The sequence below is a fragment of the Caballeronia catudaia genome, from assembly GCF_001544755.2.
GTDB classification, from domain to species: domain Bacteria; phylum Pseudomonadota; class Gammaproteobacteria; order Burkholderiales; family Burkholderiaceae; genus Caballeronia; species Caballeronia catudaia.
This window is the reverse complement of the sequence record NZ_FCOF02000044.1, coordinates 31,817-56,331: the sequence shown is the minus strand read 5'-3', so window position 1 is coordinate 56,331 and position 24,515 is coordinate 31,817. Positions and strand designations below refer to the sequence as shown.

Genomic DNA, 24,515 nt, shown 5'->3' with positions numbered 1-24,515 from the left:
GAAACGTGGCAGTCAAAGGAGCTAAATGTGTTACCCATGTCCTGACACACCTGTTACCCATGTCTCCGGTCTATACACAGCAGCAAAGAAAGTGACTGCCGCCCCGCACAGGGGCAACGCAAATAGACCAACGCGAATACGGGATCCGGCAAAATCAAAAAGCAAAAAGCAAAAGCAAAAGCAAAAAACATCACCGCAACGGCTTCAACCCTTCAAGCAAAGTAGGAATCAACTCACTCACGGTAGGATGAATATGCATAGCCCGCTGCAGCGTACTAAACGGCGCATCCGCATTCATGATATCGATGAAAGTATGAATCACTTCATCCCCCTCGATGCCATAAATCGCCGCGCCTAAAAACCGCTGCGACCGCGCATCGACCAGCGCCTTCATGAACCCATCCGTCTCACCGCGCTCCCGAGCGCGCCCCACCCGCGTCATCGGCATGGTCGCAATAAGCGCCTCGCGGCCATCCTTGCGTACTTCCTCCTCACTCATCCCTACCCGCGCGAACGGCGGATCCACGAACACCGCATAAGCCATGATGCGCGTATCGACGCTGCGCGACTCTCCATCGATCACATTCGAAGCGATGATCTCGTAGTCGTTCCACGACGTATGCGTGAACGCGCCGCGCCCATTCACATCGCCCAGCGCATAGACGCCTTCCACTTGCGTGCGCAACTGGCCATCCACGTCGATCATGCCGTGCCTGTTCACCTCGATGCCCGCGTGCGCGAGACCGAGATCATCGGTGTTGGGCGTGCGGCCCGTCGCGAAAAGCAGATGCGACGCATCGATGGTTTCATCGCCGACAAAAACACGCACCCCGCCCGCCGAACGCTCCACTTTCCCGATCTGCGCACCGAAGCGAAACTCGATGCCCTCGCGCACGAACACGTCGTGCATCGCGCGGGCGACGTCCTCGTCCTCGCGCGTCAGGATGCGCTCGCCACGCACGAGCAAAGTCACGCGGCTGCCGAAACGCCGGAACATCTGCCCGAATTCGAGCGCGATATAGCTCGCCCCGACGATCACGAGATGGGCCGGCACCTCGGTCAGCTCGAGAATCGTCGAATTGGTGAGGTAGGGAACGTGTCCGAGGCCATCGAGGTCCGGCACCGCCGCGCGCGTGCCCGTGTTGATGAAGACGAGATCGGCATCGATGTCCTGCGTCGAACCATCGCTCGCTTCGATGGAAAGCGCATGCGGACCCGTAAAGCGCCCGTGGCCCCTGAACACCGTGAGGTTCTCCGTGCCGCGCAGCCATTTTTCGATGCCCGTGCGCGAGCCGCCGATCACTTCGTCCTTGCGCGCCTTCACGCGCGCCATGTCGATGGCGATATCGCCGCCGATCATCACGCCGTACTGCGCCGCCGTGCGCGCCACGTGCGCCGCGCGCGCACTCGCGACATAAGTCTTGGTCGGCGTGCAGCCGACGTTCACGCACGTGCCGCCGAACAGATGCCGCTCGATCACGGCGGTGCGCCTGCCGCTCTGCGCGAGCCGCACGGCAAGCGGCGAGCCGCCCTGACCCGTGCCGATGACGACGGCATCGAAGTGCTGTGACATGGTGGGTTCTCCCCGGTCTTTTGCATGCGTAACGCAAAAAACCATGCGAATGAAGCGGATGACGAATGCAGATGCAGCAATCCGAAATGCATCTTACGCGCAAGTCCATGAGCGGGCAGACGCGCTGCCCGAAGCGCGCGCCCGGGACACGGGCATGGCTCGTGCTGCGTCCTGTCTGACAAGCCGCGCGTTGCGGCGCGCGGTCCCCTCGCCAACCAGCCCCAAAGCCGCACACGAAGCCCAAAGGCATTCATGACCGAGACGATCTGGTTTCTCGTCGTCGGCGGCGTGCTCATCTTCATGGGTCTCGCCAGCTCGACATTCAAGCGTCTGCCCATCAGCACCGCGATGTGCTATCTCGCGATCGGCTTCGCGATGGGGCCTGCCGCGGCCGACCTGCTGACGCTCGATCTCGCGAGCGACGCGACGGTCCTGCGGCGCATCACCGAAGTCGCGATGCTGGTGTCGCTGTTCGCGATCGGCCTGCGGCTGCGCGTGCCGCCCACCGACCGCCTCTGGATTCTGCCGATCCGCCTGGGCTTCGTCGCGATGGTGCTCACCGTCGCCGTGCTCACGCTTTTTGGCGCCTACGTGCTCGGACTCGGCTGGGGCCCGGCGCTGCTGCTCGCGGCGATGCTCGCGCCGACCGACCCGGTGCTCGCCCACGACGTGCAGGTCGAAACGCCCGGCGACATCGACTTGCTGCGTTTCTCGCTGTCGGGCGAAGGCGGCCTGAACGACGGCATCGCGCTGCCCTTCGCACTGCTCGGCATCGCGGTGTGCCGCATGCAGGCGACGCCCGGCGAAGCACTGCACTGGGACTTCGCGTTGCAGGCCACGTGGGGCATCGCAGGCGCGCTCGTGAGCGGCTGGCTGCTCGGCGCCTTGTCGGTGCGGCTCGTCGCTTATCTGCGCACGCGGCACGGCGAGGCGTTGGGGCCGGAAGGCTTTTTTGCGCTTGGACTCATCGCGCTGTCTTACGGTGTCGCAGAATTGCTGCACACGTACGCGTTTCTCGCGGTGTTCGCGGCCGGTCTTGCGATGCGCCGCGTCGAGCAGAAGGAAAGCGGCGGCAAGTCCGCGCGCGAGGCGGTCGGCAAAATCGATGCGGACGATGTCGGCGCCGCCGCCGCCGATCCCGAGCGCGCCCACGCATTCATGGCCGAGCGCGTGCACGGCTTCACGCTGGAACTGGAACGCATCGCCGAAGTGGCGATCATGCTGATCGTCGGCGCCGTGCTGGCGACGATATGGCGCGAGCTCTTCACGTGGCAGGCGGCCGCGCTCATCGTTGCGCTCTTTCTCGTGTTGCGGCCCGCGGCGGTCGAGATATCGCTCATCGGCTCGCATGCGGCGGGCGCGCAGCGGCGGCTCATGAGCTGGTTCGGCATACGCGGCGTCGGCTCGTTCTACTATCTGCTGTATGCGCTGGAACATGCGCCGCGTGACGTCGCCACGCCGCTCGTGCCGCTCGTCATCGCGACGATCACGGCATCGGTCATCCTGCACGGCATCACCGCGACGCCGCTCATGAGGCGATATCAGCGCGCACGGACCGACGATTGACCCCGAGGACCGCTACACGTGAAGCATCTGATTTTTTTCTGTGGACACGCGGGCACCGGCAAGACGACGCTCGCCAAACGGCTTTTCGGACGGCTCATGCAGGCGGCCGGCGCGCCCTTCTGCCTGCTCGACAAGGACACGCTCTACGGCGCGTATAGCGCGGCTGCGATCGGCGCGCTGACCGGCGATCCGCACGATCGCGACAGCCCGCTTTTCATGGAGCATTTCCGCGATCCGGAATATCGTTGTCTCGTCGATACCGCTGCGGAAAATCTCGCGCTCGGCGTCAGCGTCGTGGTGGTCGCGCCGCTCACGCGTGAAGTGCGCAGCTCACGGCTTTTCGATCGCGCATGGCTCGGCGTCGGCGAGGATGTCGACATTCGGGTCGTGTGGGTGCATGTGGATGAGGATGTGGCGCGCGAGCGCATCGTCGCGCGTGGCGATCCGAACGATGCGTACAAGCTCGCGCATTGGGACGAATATCGGCAGCGGCTTTTTCAGCCGGACGCAGCGCTCGCGCAAACGCTCGTCATGTTCGACAACACCGCGCCGACCGACGCAGCGCGCGATGCGTTGATCGCGCGCTTGCTGACTTAAGCCGCCGCCAGTTGCCGCGCCGTCGCGACCGCGTTGGCGCCTTCATACAGCTTGCCGAAGCGGTTGTTGAGAAACGCGTCGAGCGGCACCTGCTCCTGACGCACGAAACCGCTTTGCGGCAGCACGCCCTCGCGGAAGAGATCGAGTTCCGCGCAGATCGCGCCGGCGGTCGTAATCTGGATCGCGCTCATTGGCACGCCGCACACGTCCTTCGCGAAAATCTTGCGCGTGAATACGTCCTGCACGAGCTGACCACGGCGCATGCCGGTCACGGTGACGAAGATCAATACGACATCCTGCGCCGTCGATGGCACCGCGCGCTTCAACATCGTCTTGAGGCCGTCGCGGTCGCTGGACATGCGCAGATCGTCGAGCAGGAACTTCATCAGCTCGCGATGCCCCGGATAGCGCACCGACTTGTAATCGAGCGTCTCGACCTTGCCCGCGAGCGTTTCGCACAGCGTGCCCAGGCCGCCCGACGTGTTGAACGCCTCGTACTCGATGCCGTCGAGCGAGAAATGCTCGACGCCTTCGAGCGGCTGCACCCATTGCGTGCGGCCTTCGCGGATCGCTTCGCACGGCTGGCAATACTCGTTGATGAGGCCGTCGATGCTCCACGTGAGGTTGTACTTCAGCGCGTTGGTCGGAAACTCGGGCAGCGCGCCGACGCGCATCTTCACTTCACGCACGTCGTCGAGACGCTTCGCCAGATCGTGCGCGACGATGCCGATGAAGCCCGGCGCGAGACCGCACTGCGGCATGAACGCAAGCTCGGAATCGTCGGCGATGGCGCGGATCGCGTGCGTCGCGCGCACGTCCTCGGTCAGGTCGAAGTAATGCACGCCCGCCGCTTTCGCCGCCGATGCGACATTGATCGCGAGGAAATAAGGCAGCGCGTTGACGAGCGCATCGAAGCCGACGAGCGCCTGGCGCAGCGCGGGCGTATCGGCGGAATCGACACGTCGCGTCGGGATGCCCTGCGCATCGAGGAGCGCGAGCGCGTGCTCGTCGCGATCGAACGCGACGACGTCGAAGTCCCCCGTTTCACGCAGCAAATGGGCAATGCTCTGACCGATCAATCCGGCGCCGACGAGGGCCACTCTCATATTCATCTCCTTTATGTGCGGTTTGGCCAATACACCTCTTCACACAGTTTAGGAGCGCGCGAATACTGATCCTAGACACAAAATGATGCGCTTCGACGAAGAATTTCGTCATTTCGACGATCAAACACGTCGATTCGTCGTTCTCTCAACCCGCGCGATCGATCTTGCGCGCCAGGATGATGGACGTCGTGGTCCGCTCGACGCCTTCCAGCGCGCCGATTTCATCGAGCAGATCGTTCAGTCGATCCGGTGAATCGGCTCGCAACCATGCGACATAGTCGAACTCGCCGCTCACCGCGCAGAGCAACTGGATCTCGGGCATGCGCGCGAAGCGCTTCTGCAGATCGCGGCCATACTTCGGCATGAGCTTGATGCCGACGTACGCCTGAATGCTCGCATCGAGCACGTCCTGCCCGAGCCGCACGCCGTAGCCCGCGATCACGTTGTTCTTTTCCAGCCGCGCGATGCGCGCGATGACCGTCGTGCGCGCGACGTCCAGTTGCCGCGCGAGATTCGCGACACTTTCCCGCGCGTTCATTTGCAGGAGCGCGACGAGGTTGCGATCGATGTCGTCGAGCTGATCGAGGCGCGGCGGTCTCATGCGGGCGTCGTCCTTGGCATTTTGTGTTTTGCCTTATGCGTTTTGAATGCCATCGGGCATCCGGTGTTTTGTGTTTTGCATTATCGCCGACGTCGCTCGTCAGACGCCCATCAGACGCCGAGCCGGGCGACCATGAAATCGACGAAGCTCGCGAGCTTGGGCGTCGTGCGCGTATCGCGCGGATAGACGAGATGCGCGGGCGAAGGCTTCGGCAGAAAGTCCTGCAGCACCGCGACGAGCGCGCCGGCTGCCAGTTCATCCTCGACGAGCGCATGCGGTTGGAGCACGAGACCGAAGCCCGCGAGCGCGGCCTTCTTGAGCGCCTGTCCGTTGTTCGCCCGAAAGCGGGAGGACTGTGCGCGGCGCAGAAGCGTGGCGTCGTCCTCGCCTTCGAGCCGCCAGCCTGCTTCGCGTCCCTGATGCACGAAGCCCAGGCACTCGTGGCCGGCGAGATCGGCGGGGGTCATTGGCGTGCCGGCGCGCGCGAGATATGCGGGCGAAGCGCAGACGGTCATCGCATAGGCTTTGAGCGGACGCGCGACGAAGCTCGAATCGGCGAGCGGTCCGATGCGCACGGCCGCATCGAAACCTTCTTCGACGATGTCGACCATCCGATTCGTGAGATCGAGTTCGACGCTGATCTGCTCGAACGCCGCGAGAAACTCGGTCACGGCGGGCGTCACGAACTGCACGCCGTACGTGAGCGGCACCGTCACGCGCAGCACGCCGCGCGGCGTCGCGCCCATCGCTTCGGCGAGCGAATCGGCGGCGTCGACGTCTGCGAGAATGCGCCGGCATCGCTCGTAATACGCGCGGCCGATTTCGGTGAGGCTCTGACGGCGTGTCGTGCGCACGATGAGACGCGCGTCGAGCCGCGCCTCCAGCGCCTGAAGATGCTTTCCGGCCATCGGCGCGGAGATGGAAAAGCGCTCGGCCGCGGCGCTCAGGCTGCCCGCTTCGACAACGGCGACGAAGACCCGCATGCTCAACAAGGTGTCCACTGCGTTATTTTTCCAAAGACGTTTCGAATGTAAGCAGTTGTGGCAATGCGGGAGAATCCGCATGCAATCGTGATACTAATATCCGCCGATGGCGTGCTCTCGTTGCCTTTCAGCCCGGCTTACGAAGGGCGCCGCTTTTCCATATCGATCGAAGGTAAATCCCGAATGAAAAGAACTCTCGTTGCATTGGCCGCATTTTGCGCATTGAGCCCGGTATTCGCGCAGACGTCGGCGCCCGCCGCGGCATCGGCGCCCGCGGTGCAGGCCGCGGCATCCGCACCGGCCGCGAACAAGCGCGAGGCGCGCGTCGAAGAGCGTATCGCGGAACTGCATTCGAGCCTCAAGATCACGCCGCAGCAGGAAGAGCAGTGGTCGAAATTCGCCGACGTGATGCGCGAGAACGGGCGCACGATGGCCGATCTTTATCGTCAGCGCATCGCACAGCGCAACACCATGTCCGCGCTCGACGACATGAAGCAATACGAGCAGATCACGCAGGCGAACGCAGATGGCACGAAGCGCCTCGTCGAGGCTTTCGAGCCGCTTTACGCGAGCCTTTCGCCGGAGCAGAAGAAGCTGGCCGATACCAACTTCCGCGACGACAACGGCAAGGCGCGACAGCATCGCGCGCATCGCCATCCGCATGCGGCAGGCGCCGACGCTGCTTCGACGACGAAGCCCTGAGCGAGCGCGCATCGTAGAGAAACCCGCATCGTGCGATGCGGGTTTTTTTCGTCCACCGGGTGCAAAATGGCGCGAATGCCGTTACGATCCCGCACCGCCACCGCACCCGCCACTCCGGATCGCACCATGCTCCATCTTTCCCAGCTCGATCTCGCCGCCGATCCCGCCGCACGCCGCGTCGTGAAAAACGAAGCCGTAGCCGTCGAATTCGCCGCGTCGGCAGGCGAACTGATGAGTCTCGAAGGGCCGAACCGCTATGCGGCCGGCGACGCGCTCGTCACCGGCGGCGGCGGCGAGCGCTGGGTCGTGTCGCGCGAGCGCTTCGACGCGAAGTACACGCCCGAAGGCGGCATCGCGCACGGCGAAGCAGGCACGTATCGCAATCGACCGAGCATCGTGCTTGCGAAGGAAATGCACGAGCCCTTCTCGATCGCGCGATCCGCCGCGGGCGACATCCTCACCGGCGACGCGGGCGACTGGGTCATGCAATATGCGCCCGGCGACTACGGCGTCGTCAAGGCGGCGCGCTTCGCGAAGGTGTATCAGAACGCCTAAGCGAAGTCCTCGCCCATCTCGATTTCCACTTCGCGCGGCACGGTTTCGCCGTTCGCGTACGTCTCTTCGAGCGATCCGAGCGTCGCTTCCACATACGCGCGCAGCACCGCGTAACTGCGCGCGTGCATGCGCGGCGGCAGCGCGCGATAACGCGCGAGCGCGGCCGGATCGAAGCGCACGTCGATGGTGATGCGCCGCGCCGTCGAACCAAAGCGCATCGCGACATAGTGAATTACGAGCGACGTGCGGCCCTCATCGTCCCGACGTTCGGCGAATTGTGTCTGCTCGGGAAAGAGATCGCAGATGACGTGCGCAAGCATGTCGATGTCCGCGCTCGGGCAGTCGTATTGATAGTCGTCCATTCGATATAAATAGTCGATTGAAACGCCGGGTGCGGCGCGCTCAGACGCCCTGCGCAGCGGCACGGCGATAGTAGAGCACGAGCGCCACCGCGACGATCACGCCGAGCACGAGATACACGGCATCGGCGAAAATCAACGGCAGGAGGCCCGCCTGAACCATCGCGGCAGGCAAGCCGAAGAACGCATGCACGGCGACGAGAACGGCGAGTGCATGCCGTGAACGCTGGCGCAGCATCTGCCACATCAGCGCGGAGAAGCCGAGTTGCAATGCGAACGCGCTCGCGCGCTCGACGAGAAAGACGCCCGCTGACACCGGTGAAAGCGTCATCAGCACCAGATGAATGCGCGCGATGGCTTCGAGCGGCGCGTTCGCGAAATGCGCGTCGAGCGTGCCGCGATTGGCCAGCACCGCGTAGATGATCCATTGCACCTGCACGAGGACGCCGACGATCCACGCTTCCGCCCCGCCGTGCCCGATACCGTAGCCGAGGCCCGGGCCGTGACGTTCGAGCGCGCCGGGCTCGCGCGAGATGAGCCATTTCATCGCGAGAAAGCGCCCGACTTCTTCGCACAGGCCCGCCGCGATCGCGCCGTAGATGATGAATACCCCGGGATACCTGAGCCATACCGACGTAGCCGGATTGCTCAGCATGAAGCCGTGCAGCGCGCGCTCGATGATCATCGCGAAGAGCGCGAACACCGCGATGCCGAGGATCGCCTCGCGCGGCGCCATCGCAAAACGCGGCCGCAGCTTCCGGTACAGCACGATGGGCATCGCGGCGATGATGAGCGTCGCGAGCACGAGGCTCAGCAAGGTCGAAATACTGACCATTCAAGTTCCTTGTGATGCCTGTTGCGCGTCATTTTCGAGCGCGCGTGTCGTCGATGCGCGCACGACCAGATCGCCCGGCAGCAGACATTCGCGCGCGGGCATTGCGGCGCCGCCGAGCCTTTCGTGGAGAAACTCGACCGCGCGCCGGCCGATATCGTACGTCGGCTGGCGCACCGTCGTCATGCCGGCGAGTTGCGCCCATTCGGAATCGTCGATCGACATCAATGCGACGCTCGCCTGCCAGTCCGCGCCGTGCCGCTCCTTCAGATGCACCGCGACGCGCAGCGCGACGGGACCGTTCGCCGCGAAGAGCGCGACGCGCCGGCGCGCCGCTTGTGCCGCCGTGACGCGCGTATCGAGCTCGGCGAGTGCGGGCGTCGCATCGGCGAGATCGATCATGACGGTCGAGCCGCTTGCGCCGAGCGCCGCGACGGTGTCGCGAAACGCGGCTTCGCGCAGGCGCCGGGAGCTCACGTGCGTGACGGGCTGCACGATGAACAGCAGCTCATCGAAACCTTCATCGACGAGATGTTTCGTTGCGAGTTGCACGGCGGCGGGATTGTCGAGCCCGACCATGTCGGTGATGAAGCCTTCCACGGAGCGGTCCACGAGCACGACCGGAATGCCGCCTTGCGCGAAGCCTTGCAGCAGCTCTTCTTTCACGCCGAGCGCGTTGACGATCACGCCTTCGACGCGATACGTCGTGAGCAGTTGCAGATAGCGCCGCTCCATGTCGATCTCGTTGGCCGCGTGACAGATGAGCGGCATGTAGCCGAGCGCATGGCACGCCGCTTCGACGCCTTGCAGCACTTCGACGGAATAGGGATTGGTCAGATCGGCGAGCAGCATGCCGATCAGACGATTGCGGCCGCGCTTGAGGCCGCGCGCCATCTGATTCGGCCGATAGTCGAGCTTCGCGATGGCCGCCTCGATGCGCTCGCGCAGATCGGGCGACAACACGCTCATCTCGCCGTTCAGATAGCGCGAGATGCTGGTTTTGCCGGTGCCGGCTTCGCGCGCGACATCGGTGATCGTTGCACGGCGCGCACCGAATGCGGCCGGGCGATGGGTCAATGTGGGATCGTCGGACATAGTGGTCGTGGGCATACGCTTCGGCGTGAAGCGCGACGCGATGCCGTCATTATCGTTCTCCTCGCATCGCGCATGTTAGCGCATGCGCGCGCCCGACTTTTGCTTTTAGCGCGTGAGCACGGCGCGATTGACGATGTTCTGCGTGAGCGTGCCGTCCAGTGCGCCGATGAGATTTTCGGCGGCGTTGCGCGCCATCGCGTGACGCGTTTCGTGCGTCGCCGAGCCGATATGCGGCAGCGCGACCACGTTCTTCATTGCGAGCAGCGGCGAATCGGCGGACAGCGGTTCTTGCTCGAACACGTCGAGGCCTGCCCCGCGAATCGTGCCGTTTTGGAGGGCTTCGATAAGCGCGTTTTCATCGACGGTCGGCCCGCGCGATGCGTTGATGAGAATCGCGCTTTTTTTCATCTTCCTGAACTCGTTCGCGCCGATGAGGCCGCGCGTTTCCGGCGTGAGCGGCACTTGCAGGCATACGAAGTCGCATTGCGCGAGGAGATCATCGAGCTCGACGCGCTTCGCGCCGTAGTCCTGTTCTGCCTGCTCGTTTGCGCTGCGGTTCGTGTAGAGCACGTTCATGCGAAACCCGAGCGCGGCGCGGCGCGCGACCGCCCCGCCGATGCGCCCGAGACCCACGATGCCGAGTGTCTTGCCCTGCACGTCCACGCCGAAATTCGCTTCGCCGATGCTTGCCTTCCAGTTGCCTTCCTTCACCCATTCGGCGAGTTCGACGACTCGGCGCGCGCTTGCCAGAATCAGCGCGAAGACGGTATCGGCGGTGGATTCGGTGAGCACGTCGGGCGTGTGCGTGAGCACAATGCCGCGGCGCGTGAGGTCTTCCACGTCGAACTGGTCGAAGCCGACCGAGATCGTCGATAGCGCTTTCAGGTTTTTTGCGCCTTCGAGCATGTCGGGGGAGATTTTTATGCTTGCGCCGATGGCGCCGTCGGCTTGTTTTAGCGCTTCTACGAAGGCTGTCTTGTCTTTTGGGTCGACGTTTAGCACTTCGGCGTGGGAGCGGAGGTAGGCTTCTACGTCGCTCGGCAATGCCTTGTAGGCTACGATTTTTTTCGTCATGGTTTTGGCTTTTTGGGTTTGGTCGGATTGGGGTTGCGTGGAATCCTGATTTCGCGTCGGTCTATTTGCTTCGCCCCTATGCGGGGCGGCAGTCACTTTCTTTGCGTCGACCAGAGTTGGCGCTTTAGCGCTTACTCTGGTCCCGAGCAAAGAAAGTTATCCCCGCCCCGGGGAGGGGCAACGCTAATAAACCAACACGAAAACAAGCTTCACGACCTGACAGCCACACCGGAACTAATCGCACCCTGCGGCTTAACCGCCAACGTAAACCATACAGCCAGCAACAACGCCACGCTCATGAACACATAGGAAGCCGCCGGCGAGCCAGTCGCCCCATTCAGATATCCAACAAAATAAGACCCGACGAACGACCCCAACGCCCCCATGCTGTTGATAAGGGCCATCGCGCCTCCCGCGACATTCTTCGGCAACAACTCCGGCACGATCGCAAAGAACGGCCCATACGGCGCATACATCGCCGCGCCCGCGATCACGAGCAACGTATACGAAGCCCAGAAATTCGTCGACCCAAGCAGATACGACCCGGCGAACGCCACCGCACCGATCAGCAGAAACGGCCACACGAATGCCTTGCGCGCCTGGAGTTTGTCGGAAGCCCACGAAGCCAGCAGCATCGCAATGGTCGCCGCCAGATACGGCACCGCCGAAAGCCAGCCCGTCTCGACCATGCCGAGCGTCGAACCGCTCTTCAAGATCGACGGCAGCCACAGCACGAAACCATACACGCCGATGCTCCAGCAGAAATACTGCGCGCACAGCTTGATGACGGCCGGCGACTTGAACGCCTCACGATAATTCTTCACGGGCTTGATCGCGGCCTGCTCGGCCCGCAGCGTCGCATCGAGATCGTTCTTTTCCTGGTCCGACAGCCAGTTCACCTGCGCGGGCTTGTCCTTCACGATGAACCACCAGATCACCGCCCACACGACCGCGGGCAAACCTTCCGCGATGAACATGTGACGCCAGCCGAACGAATTCACGAGATAGCCCGACACGACCGACATCCACAAAACCGTCACCGGATTGCCGAGAATGAGAAACGTATTCGCGCGCGAACGCTCGGATTTAGTGAACCAGTTCGCGATGAACACGAGCATCGCCGGCATCACCGCAGCCTCGACGACCCCGAGCACGAAGCGGATCGCCATCAACGAAGGAATGTTGCTCACCATGCCCGTGAGCGTGGCGCAGCCGCCCCACAGGATCAGGCTCCAGAACACGAGCTTTTTCACGCTGCGGCGTTCGGCATAGATCGCGCCCGGAATCTGGAAGAAGAAGTAGCCGAGGAAGAACAGCGCGCCGATCAGCGACGACAGCCCCTTGCTGATGCCCAGATCCTGGTTGATGCCCGCGGCCGCGGCAAAGCCGTAGTTGGCGCGGTCGAGGTACGCGAGGCTATACGTGATGAAGACGATCGGCATGATCGCCCACCAGCGGCGCACCGCGAGCTTGGGAGTTGAAGATTGCATGGTTGTCTCCGAAGACATTTCTGTTGATCTCAGGTTCGCCCCTCGAAGGGCTGTAGGTTCTCTATTCGTCAGGCCACATCGAGCGCGGCTTTGGCCGTCTTGTCGTTGGAATCCTTTGCTTCGAGCAGATCGAGAGCGGCGCGCGTAGGCAGCCCTTCGCTGTCGCCGATCACCTGAATCGCCAGCGCGCCGATCCGGTTGCCGCGTCCGATCGCATGGCGCACGTCGCGCCCTTCGAGCAGCGCGCTTACGACGCCGACCGCGAAGCCATCGCCCGCGCCGACCGTATCGACGACGTTCTCGACCGGCACGCCCGGCACGATGCCTTCGTCGCCGTCGGTAGTGCGGAAATACGCGCCGTGCGCGCCCAGCTTCACGACGACGCCCTTCGCGCCCCGATCGAGATAGAACGCGGCGATGTCCTCGGGCTTCGCGTAACCCGTCAGCGTCAGGCCTTCGGACACGCCGGGCAATACCCAGTCGGCCAGCGCGGCGAGCGCGTTGAGCGATTCGGCCATCGCCTCGCGCGACGGCCAGAGCGTCGGGCGCAGGTTCGGATCGAACGAGATCGTCTTGCCTGCCGCACGCATTTCGCGGGCCATGTGGAACGCGAGTTCACGCGAGCTGGCCGAAATCGCGGGCGCAACGCCCGTCAGATGCAGGTGGCGCGCGCCCAGCACGTAATCCGCGGCGTAATCTTCGAGCGACAAATGACTCGCGGCCGAGCCACGGCGGAAGTATTCGACCGCCGGATCGCTGCCGTCATCGCACTTGCCCTTCAACTGAAAACCGGTCGGATAGCGCTCGTCGATGGCGACGCGGCGCGCGTCGATGCCTTCGGCGGCGAGCACGTCGAGCACGTAGCGGCCGAACGAATCGTTGCCGACGCGGCTCATCCAGCCCACTCTGAAGCCCAGACGCGACAGGCCGATCGCGACGTTCAGATCCGCGCCCGCGACGCGCTTCGTAAATTGAACGGCCTTCGCAAGATCGCCGGTCTCGGCGGCGACGAACATCGTCATTGCTTCGCCGTAGGTGACGATGTCGAGGGCTTCAGGCTTGGCTTGCATGTCGAGTCCTTTGCTGATGAATGCTGAATGCAAAATGCGTTGTGCGTCGCTTGAATGCGTAATTCAAAATGCCGCAATACGCGCGACCTGGCGCTCCGCGTCGGCGTCGAGCGAGCCGTCGGCGCCAGCGCCGGCAATAAACGGATATTCGATGCCGCGCGGCACATCGCCCGGCAATTGCGCGAGCAGCGTCGCGAAACGCGCGTCGCCATTCGCGGGCGCGGCGGCGAAACGGCGCGCGCCCTCGCCCATCACGGCCTTGCAATGGACATACGCGACGTGCGGCGCGATGCGCTTCGCAGCGTCGAGCGGGTCTTGCTCCGCCCAGTGCCAGTTGCCGGTGTCGAAGGTCATCGCGAGGCCGCTCGCTTCGGGCAGTGCGGCGAACAGCGCTTCGAACGCGCCGATCGTTCCGCCTGCTTTCAGTTGCCCGTTCTCGACGACGACGCGCGCTTTCGATGCAGCAACGCCCGTCATCAGGCGATCGAGCGTCGCGGGATCGGTCGCGACAGAACTTTCCGTACCGCCGAGCTGCAGCTTCACGATGCGCGCGCCCAGCGCCGCCGCTTCGTCGATCGCGAGTCGCAGCGCGGCGATATCGAGCGAGCCGTCGTCGCGAAACAGTGTCGCGGGCGTCGAGTAGACGGCCCACAAGCCGTGCGCGCGAATCTGCGAGCCGAGCTGCGCGAGCGCCTCGGGCCGTGCATCGGCTTCGTCCGCAAGCAGCTCACGGCGCACTTCGAAGCCATCGGCGCCGGCGCGCGCGGCGGCTCCGGCCCAGACCGCGTGACCGTCGCGCCGGATCGCATCCGCGCCGAACGCGCTTGCGACAATCACGACTTCGGTGCGCTTTGCTTCGCTGGGAGAAAGTGCCATCTCATTCACTCGCATTTCCCTGCTGTTGCGGCCCCAAACGACACTTGGAACCGGTTCCATAACGGATTTTCAAAAAGGACGCCGCAGCGCCCGTGTTGAAGCCGAATGTTGCGCCAAGGCAGTATTAGCGCGCCATAGTGGAATTCCCTAGCCGAGCAGACCCGGCTCCTCGCACAGTTCGAGAAAACGCGCAGCAGCGCGCGATGGCGTCGCGGCATGCGGCAGCAGTATCGAAAAACGACGCGTGAGCGGTTTCGGCGCGATGCGCACGCGCCTGAGCGCGCTGTCCTCGTGGCGGATCGACATCGCCGAGACGAAGCCGATGCCCATGCCCGCACGCACGGCCTCCTTCACGCCTTCGACGCCTGCGATTTCGAGCGCGACGCGCATCGGCACATCGCGCTCCGCGAACGCGCGCTCGACGATCTGCCGCACGCCCGAGCCCGGCTCACGCAGCACGAGCTTGTGTTCGCCGAGCTCTTCGAGCGTGACGGCCTTCCGCCCGGCGGCAAGCGGATGGCCGTTTGGCAGGATCGCGACGATCTCGTCTTCGCGCCACGACGTGACGGTCGTGCCGAGCGGCAGATCCTGGCCGGGCGACCCTTCGACGAGCGCTATATCCAGTGACCCGAGGGCGGCGACGATATCGGCGGTATTGCCATCGATGGTCGTCACGACGACGTCCGGAAACAGCCTGTGAAACGCCGCGATCAGATACGGCAGCAGATAGCTCGCGGGCGTCGTGCTCGCGCCGATGCGCAGCGTGCCGCGCTCGAGCCCGCGCAGCGCGTCGCGCAGCGCATGCGCCTGGCGAAAGTTGTCGCGCAGGCGCTCCGCGTGGCCGAGCAACTGTTCACCGGCCGCGGTCAGCCGCACGCCGCGGCCATCGCGTTGATAAAGCGGCTCGCCGAATTCATCCTGCAAGAGTCGCAATTGCCCCGACACGGCGGGCTGCGACAGATGCAGTGCCACCGCCGCGCGACTGATATTGCCGTGCTCAGCGACCGTCGCAAAAGTTATCAGTTGTTCCGGGGTCATAATTCTCAAATATCAGTTTAGCCGATATTTCACATTCTAAATCACGATTTTTCATATTCATATATCGAGAATAGGATTAGCCCATTGATCATCCAACTTACCAACGGGTTCTTCCATGTCTACGGTTCAGTCCGCCCATTCCCTGGCGCCCGCCGCGTCCTCCACGCGGGGACAGCTCAACGGCATTCTTTTCGTCGCGTTGTTCGCGGCGGCGGTGACGAGGCTCGCGTCCGTGCCCGCTGTCGCTGGACTGGGGATCAGCCCGCTGATCGTCGGCATCGTCGCGGGCGCGATCTATGGCAACGCGCTGCGTCACGGCATGCCCGACAGCTGGGCCGCCGGCGTCAACTTCTCCGCGCGCAAACTGCTGCGCATCGCGGTGGCGTTCTTCGGGCTGCGCGTGAGCCTTCAGGAAATCGCGCAAGTCGGCGTGTCGGGATTCACGGTGTCGGTGCTGGTCGTCGTGAGCACGCTCGTGATCGGTACGTGGGCCGGCATGAAGCTGATGAAGCTCGATCGCGACACCGCGCTCCTCACGGCGGCCGGCAGCGCGATCTGCGGCGCTGCGGCGGTGCTGGCGTTCGAATCGACCCTGCAATCGAAGCCGCACAAGAGCGCGATGGCGGTCGGCAGCGTCGTGCTGTTCGGCACGCTCTCGATGTTCCTCTACCCGCTCGCGCTCAACGCCGGCTGGCTGCATCTCGATACGCTCGGCGCGGGCCTCTTCTTCGGCGGCACCATTCACGAAGTGGCGCAGGTCGTCGGCGCGGCGAGCAACGTGAGCCCGGAAGCGACGCACATCGCCACGATCGTGAAGATGACGCGCGTGATGCTGCTCGTGCCCGTGCTGCTCGTGATCGGCTTCTGGATCAGCCGGTCGCGTAGCGGCGATGCGTCGCAAGGCAAAGGCAAGGTCGCGGTGCCCTGGTTCGCGCTCGGTTTCCTCGCGCTCGTCGTCGTGAACTCGCTGCATCTGCTTCCCGATGCCGCGACCAGCACGATCAACACGCTCGACACCTTCGCCCTCACGATGGCCATGACCGCGCTCGGCATGGAAACGCGCATCGCGCAGATTCGTCAGGCGGGACCGCGTGCACTTGCCACCGGCGCGATCCTGTATGCGTGGCTCGTCGGCGGCGGCCTTGCGATCACGCTTGGCGTCGAAAAACTGTTCGGCTGATCGACGCAGCAGTACAAATCGCGCGAGTGTCCCCTCGCGCGATAACGCTTTGAAGGAGCACTCATGGAACACGGCGCTCGCACCCAGAACGAGAAGCTCGATGTCAAGACCACGACGTGCTACATGTGCGCGTGCCGCTGCGGCATCCGCGTGCATCTGCGCGACGGCGAAGTTCGATACATCGACGGCAATCCTAACCATCCGCTCAACCAAGGCGTGATCTGCGCGAAGGGCGCGTCGGGCATCATGAAGCAATACTCGCCCGCGCGTCTCACGCAGCCGCTGATGCGCAAGGCCGACGCACTGCGCGGCGAAGCGCAGTTCGAGCCGGTGTCGTGGGATGTCGCGCTCGACACGCTCGAAAAACGGCTCGCGCACCTGCGCGCCACCGACCCCAAGAAATTCGCGCTCTTCACAGGCCGCGACCAGATGCAGGCGCTGACCGGCCTCTTCGCTAAAAATTTCGGCACACCCAACTACGCCGCACACGGCGGCTTCTGTTCGGCGAACATGGCCGCGGGCATGATCTATACGATCGGCGGCTCGTTCTGGGAATTCGGCGGCCCCGACCTCGACAGCGCGAAGCTCTTCTTCATGATCGGCACGGCGGAGGACCATCATTCGAATCCGCTCAAGATCGCCCTTTCGAAGTTCAAGCGCGCGGGAGGACGCTTCATCGCGATCAATCCGGTGCGCACGGGCTACGCGGCCATCGCCGATGAATGGGTGCCGATTCGTCCCGGCACCGACGGCGCGCTCTTCATGGCGCTGCTCCACGAACTCATCGCCGCCGATGCGTACGATCACGAGTTCGTCACGCGCTACACGAATGCGGCCGAACTGCTCGACATGAACGAATCGAGCGATACGTTCGGCCTTTTCGTCAAGGACGGCGACGCGCCCGAAGGCAATGCGCTCTTTCCGCAGAATCATCTGTGGTGGGACAAAAAGACGAATCGCGCGGTCGCGCATCATGCCGACGATGCCGAACCCGCGCTCGACGGCCGCTACACGCTCGACGACGGCACGCCCGTCGCGCCCTCGTTCGCGCTGCTGCGCGAGCAAGTGGCGTCGTGCACGCCCGAATGGGCCGCGGACATCACCGGCATTCCCGTCGCGACCATCAAACGCCTCGCCGCCGAAATGATCCAGGTGAGCCGCGATCACAAGATCACGTTGCCGATCGAATGGACCGACGCATGGGGCAAGAAGCACGCGACGGTCACGGGCAATCCCATCGCCTTTCACGCGATGCGCGGACTCGCCGCGCACTCGAACGGCTTCCAGTCGATCCGCGCGCTTGCGGTGCTGATGTCGCTGCTCGGCACGATCGACCGGCCGGGCGGCTTCCGGCACAAGTCGCCGTTTCCGCGCGCGGTGCCGCCGTCCGCGAAACCGCCGAACCATCCCGATCAGGTGAAGCCGAATACGCCGCTCGCGTCCGGCCCGCTCGGCTGGCCTGCCGCGCCCGAGGATCTCTTCATCCACGACGACGGCACGCCCGTGCGCATCGACAAGGCGTTCTCCTGGGAGTATCCGCTCGCGGTGCACGGCGTGATGCACAGCGTCATCACGAACGCCTGGCGCGGCGATCCGTACACCATCGACACGTTGATGATCTTCATGGCCAACATGGCCTGGAATTCGTCGATGAACACGATGGAAGTGCGCAAGATGCTCGCCGACAGAAATGAGGCGGGTGAATACAAGATTCCGTTCATCGTCGTGTGCGATGCGTTCCAGTCGGAGATGACCGCGTTCGCCGATCTCATCCTGCCCGACACGACCTATCTCGAACGTCACGACGCGATGTCGATGCTCGATCGCCCGATCTCCGAGTTCGACGGCCCGGTCGATTCGGTGCGCGTGCCGGTCGTGCCGCGCACGGGCGAATGCCGGCCGTTTCAGGAAGTGCTCGTCGAGCTCGGCAGCCGCCTGAAGCTGCCCGCGTTCACCACGCCCGATGGCGCGCGCAAGTACCGCGACTATCCGGATTTCATCGTCAATCATCAGACCGCGCCGGGATCGGGCGTCGGCTTTCTGATCGGCTGGCGCGGCAAGGACGGCCGCGATGCGCTCGTCGGCGAGCCGAATCCGAATCAGTGGGAAGAGTACGCGAAGCACGACTGCGTCTATCACTACACGCTGCCTGAAGAACTGCAATATATGCGCGGCCAGAACGGTCCGTATCTGCAATTCGCCGTCGACAAGGGCTTTCGCAAGTTCAACGAGCCGATCCTGATTCAGCTCTATTCCGACGTGATGCAGAAGTTTCGCCTTGCAGCGCAAGGGCGCACGAAAGGCAGGCAGCCGCCCGATCATCTGCGTGCGCGCATCGAGGAGTATTTCGATCCGCTGCCGTTCTGGTATGCGCCGCTCGAACTCGATACGACCGATCTCGCGCAGTATCCGCTCGCGGCCGTCACGCAGCGCCCGATGGCGATGTATCACTCGTGGGACTCGCAAAACGCGTGGCTGCGGCAGATTCATGGCGAGAACCTGCTGTATATGAATCCACGCATGGCGAAGGCGAACGGCATCGAGGATGGCGGCTGGATCTACGTCGAATCGCAATGGGGCAAGGTGCGCTGCATGGCGCGTTACAGCGAAGCGGTCGAGCCGGGCACGGTATGGACATGGAACGCGATCGGCAAGGCGGCGGGCGCGTGGGGCCTCGGTTCCGATGCCAACGAATCGCAGCGCGGCTTTCTGCTCAATCACCTCATCACGGATGAGCTTCCGGTTTCCGCGCGCGAAGGCATGCGCTTCTCGAACTCCGACCCGATCACGGGACAGGCCGCGTGGTACGACGTGCGCGTGCGCGTCTACCCCGCCGAAGCCGATGCGAGCCACACGCTGCCGCAATTCGCGCCGATGCCGCCATCGCCCGGCATGACGGGTACGATCCAGCGCGTCGTGCAGACCTACTTCGCGGGGCGCGGCGAGTTCGCGGCGCGGCTGCGCAATGCCGTCAAGCGCAACACGAACGACTGAAGGAGACCGACATGACCCAGATGGCCCTCGTGATCGATTTGAACGTCTGCGTCGGATGCCACGCCTGCGTGACGAGCTGCAAGGAGTGGAACACGTCGGGCGAAGCCGGCAGCCTCGCGGATCAGCGCCCTTACGACGGCGATCCGTCCGGCACCTTCTTCAACCGCGTGCAGACGTACGAAGCGGGCGAGTTTCCGCTCGCCGACACGATCCACTTCCCGAAATCGTGCCTGCACTGCGAAGACCCGCCGTGCGTGCCCGTCTGTCCGACCGGCGCGAGCTACAAGCGCAAGGAAGACGGACTCGTGCTCGTGGATTTCGACAAGTGCATCGGCTGCAAATACTGCGCGTGGGCGTGTCCTTACGGCGCGCGCGAGCTCGACGAAGAGCGCAAGGAAATGACGAAGTGCACGCTGTGCGCCGATCGCATCTACAACGAAGCGCTGCCCGAACGTGACCGCAAGCCCGCGTGCGTGCTCGCGTGCCCGACATCGGCGCGGCTTTTCGGCGATATCCATGATCCGGAGTCGGTGGTGTCGAAGGCAATCGAGGAACGCGGCGGTTATCAGTTGATGCCCGAATGGGAGACGCGACCCGCGAACCACTATTTGCCGCGGCGGCCGGTGAATTCCTGCGGCAGCGGCGGTTCGTGCGGCTGCAATTCCAACGCCGCCGAAGCGCCCGAAGCACACGGCGACCTCAATCTCGCGGCGATGGCCGTGCGCGTCTGAACTTTCATCGGAGCTCGAACATGAAACCCGCGTTTTCCGTCGTGTTCCTCACGACACTGAGCGGCGCCGCGCAAGGCTTGCTGATCGCGCTCGTCGGCGTCGAGGCGCTCGCGAAGCTCGGTCTGATCGCCGCGCCTTCGCAGATGTTCTTCATCGTCGGCGCGGCGTTGTGCGTCGCGCTCGGCGGCCTGGGGCTCGTCGCTTCGTTCTTCCATCTCGGGCATCCGGAGCGCGCGTGGCGCGCCATCGCGATGTGGCGCACGTCATGGCTCTCGCGCGAGTGTTTGTGCCTGCCCGCGTTTCTCGCATGCGGCGCGGCTTATGGCATCGCGCATTGGTTCGGTTGGCCGTGGTCGCTTCTCATCGGCGTGATCGGCGTGCTTGCGTCGGCGGCGCTTTTCGTCTGCACCGCGATGATTTATGCGTGCCTGCGCTTCCTCCAGGAATGGGCGACGCCGCTCACGATGGTCAACTTCGTGCTGCTCGGCTGCGCGTCCGGATTCACGCTCGCGACGGCGTGCGCCGCGTGGCTGGCGCCGTCGCTCGCGGCCGGTCTTGCGGCTTGCGCATGCACGTTGACGCTCGCCGGCTGCATATCGCGTGTGGCAACGCTTCAGCGCAATGCGCGCCTGCGTCCCAAGTCGACCGTGCAAAGCGCGACAGGCATCAAAGGGCCGAACGTCGTGCAGAAATCGCGCGGCTTCACGGCGGGCGCATTCAATCTGCGCGAGTTCTTTCACGGACGTTCCGCCGAAGCGATCGCGCGCATCAAGTGGACGTTTCTCGTCGGCGCGTTCGGCGTGCCGTTCGTGTTGATGGTGCTCGGCATCGGCACGCAGTCGATCGCGCTGTTCTGTCTTGCGTGCGTCACGCAATATCTGGGGCTCATCGCCGAGCGATGGTTCTTCTTCGCGGAAGCGCGGCACCCGCAGAATATTTACTACGCACGGGCGTCGTGAAATGAAAGACAACGCGTGCCGGGCGGCACGCGTTTGACGTCAGACGGCGAGTTTGAGCGCTTGATCGAAATCGGCGATGAGATCGTCGATATCCTCGATGCCCGCCGACAGCCGCAGCATGCCGTCGGAAATGCCCATCGACTTGCGGACTTCGGGGCCGGCTTCGTAGAAGATCGTCGGCGCAACGGGAATGATGAGCGTGCGCGTGTCGCCCAAGCCCGTCGCCTTCACCGGCAACTGGAGCGCGTTCACGACTTCGATCATGCGTTCGGCATTGCGCAATTCGAACGACAGCAGCCACGACGCGCCCTTGAACAGCGCCTGCGCAATCTCATACTGCGGATGACTCTTCAAGCCCGGATAAAACACACGGCCGATGGCCTCGTGCTTCTCGAGAAACTGTGCGAGCGCGAGTGCGTTCTCACTGCACTTCGCGACGCGCAGTGCGAGCGTTTCCGCCCCCATCGCGATGGAATGCGCCTGCTCCGACGACAGCGACGCGCCCATGTCGCGCAGCCCTTTCTTGCGGATCTGCAGGAGCCCTTGCTCTTTCGAAGCGGAGCGGCGGTAGTCATCGGCGATATTCGGGTACGCGCTCCAGTCGAAGAGACCGGTGTCCGTCACCGCGCCGCCGAGCGCCGCGCCATGACCGGCGATGGTCTTCGTCAGCGAATTGACGACGAGACTCGCGCCGACCGCTTTCGGCCTGAACAGCGCGGGCGATGTGATCGTGTTGTCGACGACATACGCGAGACCGCGATCGCGGCACAGTTCGCCGATGCCTTCGAGATCGGGAATCTGCGTCCCCGGATTCGCGATCGTCTCGACGAACACCATGCGCGTGTTCGGCTTGATCGCGTTGGCGACGTTGCCGGCGGACGTGGCATCGACCATCGTCACTTCGATGCCCAGCGTGCGCAGCGTTCCGAACAGGCTGTTCGTGTTGCCGAAGACATAGCGGCTCGACACGAGATGATCGCCTGCGCGCAGCAGGGTCAGGAAAATCGCCGAAATGCCCGCCATGCCCGTGCTGAAGCAGATCGATCCGACGCCCTCTTCGAGGCTCGTGATCTTGCGCTCGAGCGCGGCCGTCGTCGGCGTGCCCTGACGCGCGTAGTTGAAACCGCCCTTTTTCGTGCCCTGAAACACGCCGATCAGATCTTCGACGCGTTCGAATCCGTATTGCACCGATGTATGTATGGCCTGGCGCACGCCGCCGTGCTCCACGCCCGTGATCCGGTCGCCATGAACGATGCCTGTGGTGAAGCCTTGCTTGTCCATCCCATCTCCGCTACGAGTCGAAACGCAAAACACCGATTTTGCCCGATTCGCGCCATCATGCGTCGATACCATGCGGGAATGCGTGTTGCTCGCCCCGATCTTCGTCCGCGCAATTTCGCCGGGTTTCGCTGTATCAGTGACAAGCGAACTCTTTCGAGGACCCCTTCTCATGGCTTACGAACTCCATTACTGGGACGGATTGCAGGGCCGCGGCGAATTCGTGCGGCTCGCGCTGGAAGATGCCGGCGCGGAATATGTCGACGTCGCGCGTGAATCGAAGAAAAGCGGGTATGGCACGGACGCGATGGTGAAGGTGCTGAACAGCAAGACCGAACCGCTCATTCCCTTCGCGCCGCCGTTTTTGAAGGATGGCGAGTTGATCGTGCCGCATGTCGCGAACATTCTTCTGTATCTCGGGCCGAAGCTCGGACTCGCGCCGAAGGACGAAGGCCTGCGCTACATCGCGCATGGATTGCAGTTGACCATCGCCGATTTCGTCGCCGAAGTGCACGACACGCATCATCCGCTCGCGACCGATCTTTACTATGAAGATCAGAAGGACGCGGCGAAGATTCGCACGCAATATTTTCTCGACAAGCGCGTACCTAAATTCATGCATTACTTCGAGCGCGTGCTGAAGCAGAATCCGCATGGCCCGGCGCAGATGGTCGGCGACGCAACGACCTACGTCGATCTTTCTATCTTTCAGATTGTCGAGGGCATGTCGTACGCTTTTCCGCGCGCGACGAAGAAGTTCGGCAAGCAGTATCCGCACGTCAGCGCGCTGCACGATGCGGTGCTGCAAAGGCCGAACATCGCGGCTTACGTCGATTCGGAACGGCGTATCCCGTTCAACGAATCGGGCATTTTCAGGCACTATCCCGAACTCGATCAGGACGCTTGACGCGTCCACGTCAATCAGGAGCCAGCATGGTAGAAACGATCCCTTCCTTCGGTCTCGGCACGTTCCGCGTCGATGCCGCGAAGACCACGAACGCCGTGAAGAGCGCATTGCAAAGCGGCTATCGGCATATCGACACCGCGCAGTTCTACAACAACGAAGCCGCCGTCGGCCAGGGCGTGCGCGACTCGGGCGTGCCGCGCGACGGTATCTGGGTCACCACGAAAGTCTGGTGGGAGCGGCTCTCGCGCGATGCGCTCATCGCGAGCCTGAAAGACAGCCACGCGAAGCTCGATATCGGCACGATTGATCTCGCACTCGTGCACTGGCCTTCGCCCGATCGCGGGGTGCCCATCGCCGAAACGCTCGCGGCGATGCGGGAAGCGCAGAAGCTCGGCCTGATTCGTCGCTACGGCGTGTCGAATTTCACCGCGCCGCTGCTCGAAGAAGCGCTGAAGGCGCCGGGCGGCAAGGAGATCCTCACGAATCAGATCGAGGTGAGCCCGTTTCTCGCGAACCGCGAGCTCGTCGATGCGACGCAACGGCTCGGTGTCAAGGTGACTGCGTACATGCCGCTCGGCGAAGGCCGCGCGCATACGGACCCGACGTTGAAGGCGATCGCGGAAAAACACGGTGCGACGCCCGCGCAGGTGACGTTCGCGTGGCTGTTGTCGCGCGATATCGTGGTGCTGTCGGCATCGACGAATCCGGAGCATCAGAAGAGCAACCTGGATGCGCAAAAGCTGAAGCTCGACGCCGACGACATCGCGAAAATCGACGCGCTCGACGAAGGCAAGCGCAACGCGAATCCGCCGTTCGCGCCGAAGTGGTGACGCACGACGCGTCGGCCACGCATCGCACGCAGCCCGGCCGCTCGCGCCGGGTTTTTTTCGTCTGCGCAGCCGCCGCGCAATGCTATCCTTGGCCACCCCTTATTCCATTTGCTTCTAAG

At 63.7% G+C, this 24,515-nt stretch carries 23 protein-coding genes; 10 read left to right on the top strand and 13 right to left on the bottom strand.

Annotated features, from left to right (window positions below):
- Positions 1 to 190 precede the first annotated feature (190 nt).
- Positions 191 to 1,573 (bottom strand): FAD-containing oxidoreductase, encoded by a 1,383-nt coding sequence (locus AWB75_RS30065; protein WP_061127659.1) that lies wholly within the window; start codon positions 1,571 to 1,573, stop codon positions 191 to 193.
- Between the two features lie 252 nt (positions 1,574 to 1,825).
- Here AWB75_RS30065 and AWB75_RS30060 point away from each other — a divergent pair, with 252 nt between their 5' ends.
- Positions 1,826 to 3,139, top strand: a complete 1,314-nt coding sequence (locus tag AWB75_RS30060; RefSeq protein ID WP_061127658.1) for a cation:proton antiporter — start codon at positions 1,826 to 1,828, stop codon at positions 3,137 to 3,139.
- Positions 3,140 to 3,157: 18 nt separating this feature from the next.
- The gene (locus AWB75_RS30055; protein ID WP_061127657.1) at positions 3,158 to 3,736 is read left to right on the top strand and encodes an AAA family ATPase; all 579 of its coding nucleotides are present in this window, start codon (positions 3,158 to 3,160) and stop codon (positions 3,734 to 3,736) included.
- Here AWB75_RS30055 and AWB75_RS30050 read toward each other — a convergent pair.
- The 3 genes from AWB75_RS30050 to AWB75_RS30040 form a co-directional block, all read right to left on the bottom strand.
- On the bottom strand, positions 3,733 to 4,842 hold the full coding sequence (locus AWB75_RS30050; protein WP_061127664.1) for a saccharopine dehydrogenase family protein: 1,110 nt from the start codon (positions 4,840 to 4,842) through the stop codon (positions 3,733 to 3,735). The genes AWB75_RS30055 and AWB75_RS30050 overlap by 4 nt on opposite strands.
- Positions 4,843 to 4,987: 145 nt before the next feature.
- Positions 4,988 to 5,443 (bottom strand): Lrp/AsnC family transcriptional regulator, encoded by a 456-nt coding sequence (locus tag AWB75_RS30045; protein WP_061127656.1) that lies wholly within the window; start codon positions 5,441 to 5,443, stop codon positions 4,988 to 4,990.
- 110 nt (positions 5,444 to 5,553) lie between these two features.
- Complete coding sequence (locus AWB75_RS30040) at positions 5,554 to 6,444, bottom strand: LysR family transcriptional regulator (protein ID WP_061127655.1); 891 nt, start codon at positions 6,442 to 6,444, stop codon at positions 5,554 to 5,556.
- Positions 6,445 to 6,609: 165 nt separating this feature from the next.
- Here AWB75_RS30040 and AWB75_RS30035 point away from each other — a divergent pair, with 165 nt between their 5' ends.
- Both AWB75_RS30035 and AWB75_RS30030 read left to right on the top strand, forming a co-directional pair.
- Positions 6,610 to 7,128: a Spy/CpxP family protein refolding chaperone gene (locus AWB75_RS30035; RefSeq protein ID WP_061127654.1), complete on the top strand. Its 519-nt coding sequence runs from the start codon at positions 6,610 to 6,612 to the stop codon at positions 7,126 to 7,128.
- 126 nt (positions 7,129 to 7,254) lie between these two features.
- Positions 7,255 to 7,683 (top strand): PGDYG domain-containing protein, encoded by a 429-nt coding sequence (locus AWB75_RS30030; protein ID WP_061127653.1) that lies wholly within the window; start codon positions 7,255 to 7,257, stop codon positions 7,681 to 7,683.
- Here AWB75_RS30030 and AWB75_RS30025 read toward each other — a convergent pair.
- From AWB75_RS30025 to AWB75_RS29990, 8 genes are all read right to left on the bottom strand, one after another.
- Positions 7,680 to 8,045 carry a DUF3022 domain-containing protein gene (locus tag AWB75_RS30025; protein ID WP_061127652.1) on the bottom strand — a complete coding sequence of 122 codons (366 nt, stop codon included), beginning with the start codon at positions 8,043 to 8,045 and terminating at the stop codon, positions 7,680 to 7,682. The genes AWB75_RS30030 and AWB75_RS30025 overlap by 4 nt on opposite strands.
- 40 nt (positions 8,046 to 8,085) lie before the next feature.
- A complete protein-coding gene (locus AWB75_RS30020; RefSeq protein ID WP_061127651.1) occupies positions 8,086 to 8,877 on the bottom strand; it encodes a YhfC family glutamic-type intramembrane protease in 792 nt (263 codons plus the stop codon).
- Complete coding sequence (locus tag AWB75_RS30015) at positions 8,878 to 9,969, bottom strand: LacI family DNA-binding transcriptional regulator (RefSeq protein ID WP_061127650.1); 1,092 nt, start codon at positions 9,967 to 9,969, stop codon at positions 8,878 to 8,880. It lies immediately after the preceding gene.
- A 105-nt stretch (positions 9,970 to 10,074) separates the two neighbouring features.
- Positions 10,075 to 11,043 (bottom strand): 2-hydroxyacid dehydrogenase, encoded by a 969-nt coding sequence (locus AWB75_RS30010; RefSeq protein WP_061127649.1) that lies wholly within the window; start codon positions 11,041 to 11,043, stop codon positions 10,075 to 10,077.
- A 209-nt stretch (positions 11,044 to 11,252) separates the two neighbouring features.
- The gene (locus AWB75_RS30005) at positions 11,253 to 12,533 is read right to left on the bottom strand and encodes an MFS transporter (RefSeq protein WP_061127663.1); all 1,281 of its coding nucleotides are present in this window, start codon (positions 12,531 to 12,533) and stop codon (positions 11,253 to 11,255) included.
- A gap of 68 nt (positions 12,534 to 12,601) precedes the next feature.
- Positions 12,602 to 13,603 carry a sugar kinase gene (locus tag AWB75_RS30000; protein ID WP_061127662.1) on the bottom strand — a complete coding sequence of 334 codons (1,002 nt, stop codon included), beginning with the start codon at positions 13,601 to 13,603 and terminating at the stop codon, positions 12,602 to 12,604.
- Between the two features lie 63 nt (positions 13,604 to 13,666).
- Positions 13,667 to 14,479: a sugar phosphate isomerase/epimerase family protein gene (locus AWB75_RS29995; RefSeq protein WP_061127648.1), complete on the bottom strand. Its 813-nt coding sequence runs from the start codon at positions 14,477 to 14,479 to the stop codon at positions 13,667 to 13,669.
- Positions 14,480 to 14,626: 147 nt separating this feature from the next.
- Positions 14,627 to 15,517 carry a LysR family transcriptional regulator gene (locus AWB75_RS29990; protein WP_061127647.1) on the bottom strand — a complete coding sequence of 297 codons (891 nt, stop codon included), beginning with the start codon at positions 15,515 to 15,517 and terminating at the stop codon, positions 14,627 to 14,629.
- A 115-nt stretch (positions 15,518 to 15,632) separates the two neighbouring features.
- On the opposite strand from AWB75_RS29990, the gene AWB75_RS29985 reads away from it, so the two are divergent.
- From AWB75_RS29985 to AWB75_RS29970, 4 genes are all read left to right on the top strand, one after another.
- Positions 15,633 to 16,697 (top strand): YeiH family protein, encoded by a 1,065-nt coding sequence (locus AWB75_RS29985; protein ID WP_061127646.1) that lies wholly within the window; start codon positions 15,633 to 15,635, stop codon positions 16,695 to 16,697.
- 63 nt (positions 16,698 to 16,760) lie between these two features.
- On the top strand, positions 16,761 to 19,691 hold the full coding sequence (locus AWB75_RS29980) for a molybdopterin oxidoreductase family protein (RefSeq protein ID WP_061127645.1): 2,931 nt from the start codon (positions 16,761 to 16,763) through the stop codon (positions 19,689 to 19,691).
- Between the two features lie 11 nt (positions 19,692 to 19,702).
- Complete coding sequence (locus AWB75_RS29975) at positions 19,703 to 20,422, top strand: 4Fe-4S dicluster domain-containing protein (RefSeq protein ID WP_061127644.1); 720 nt, start codon at positions 19,703 to 19,705, stop codon at positions 20,420 to 20,422.
- A gap of 20 nt (positions 20,423 to 20,442) precedes the next feature.
- Positions 20,443 to 21,381 carry a dimethyl sulfoxide reductase anchor subunit family protein gene (locus AWB75_RS29970; protein ID WP_061127643.1) on the top strand — a complete coding sequence of 313 codons (939 nt, stop codon included), beginning with the start codon at positions 20,443 to 20,445 and terminating at the stop codon, positions 21,379 to 21,381.
- 39 nt (positions 21,382 to 21,420) lie between these two features.
- Here the strand turns inward: AWB75_RS29970 and AWB75_RS29965 are convergent, their stop codons facing one another.
- A complete protein-coding gene (locus AWB75_RS29965) occupies positions 21,421 to 22,662 on the bottom strand; it encodes a cystathionine gamma-synthase family protein (protein ID WP_061127642.1) in 1,242 nt (413 codons plus the stop codon).
- Between the two features lie 169 nt (positions 22,663 to 22,831).
- On the opposite strand from AWB75_RS29965, the gene AWB75_RS29960 reads away from it, so the two are divergent.
- Positions 22,832 to 23,566 carry a glutathione S-transferase gene (locus AWB75_RS29960; RefSeq protein ID WP_061127641.1) on the top strand — a complete coding sequence of 245 codons (735 nt, stop codon included), beginning with the start codon at positions 22,832 to 22,834 and terminating at the stop codon, positions 23,564 to 23,566.
- 26 nt (positions 23,567 to 23,592) lie between these two features.
- Positions 23,593 to 24,396, top strand: a complete 804-nt coding sequence (locus AWB75_RS29955) for an aldo/keto reductase (RefSeq protein WP_061127640.1) — start codon at positions 23,593 to 23,595, stop codon at positions 24,394 to 24,396.
- The last annotated feature ends 119 nt before the right edge of the window (positions 24,397 to 24,515 follow it).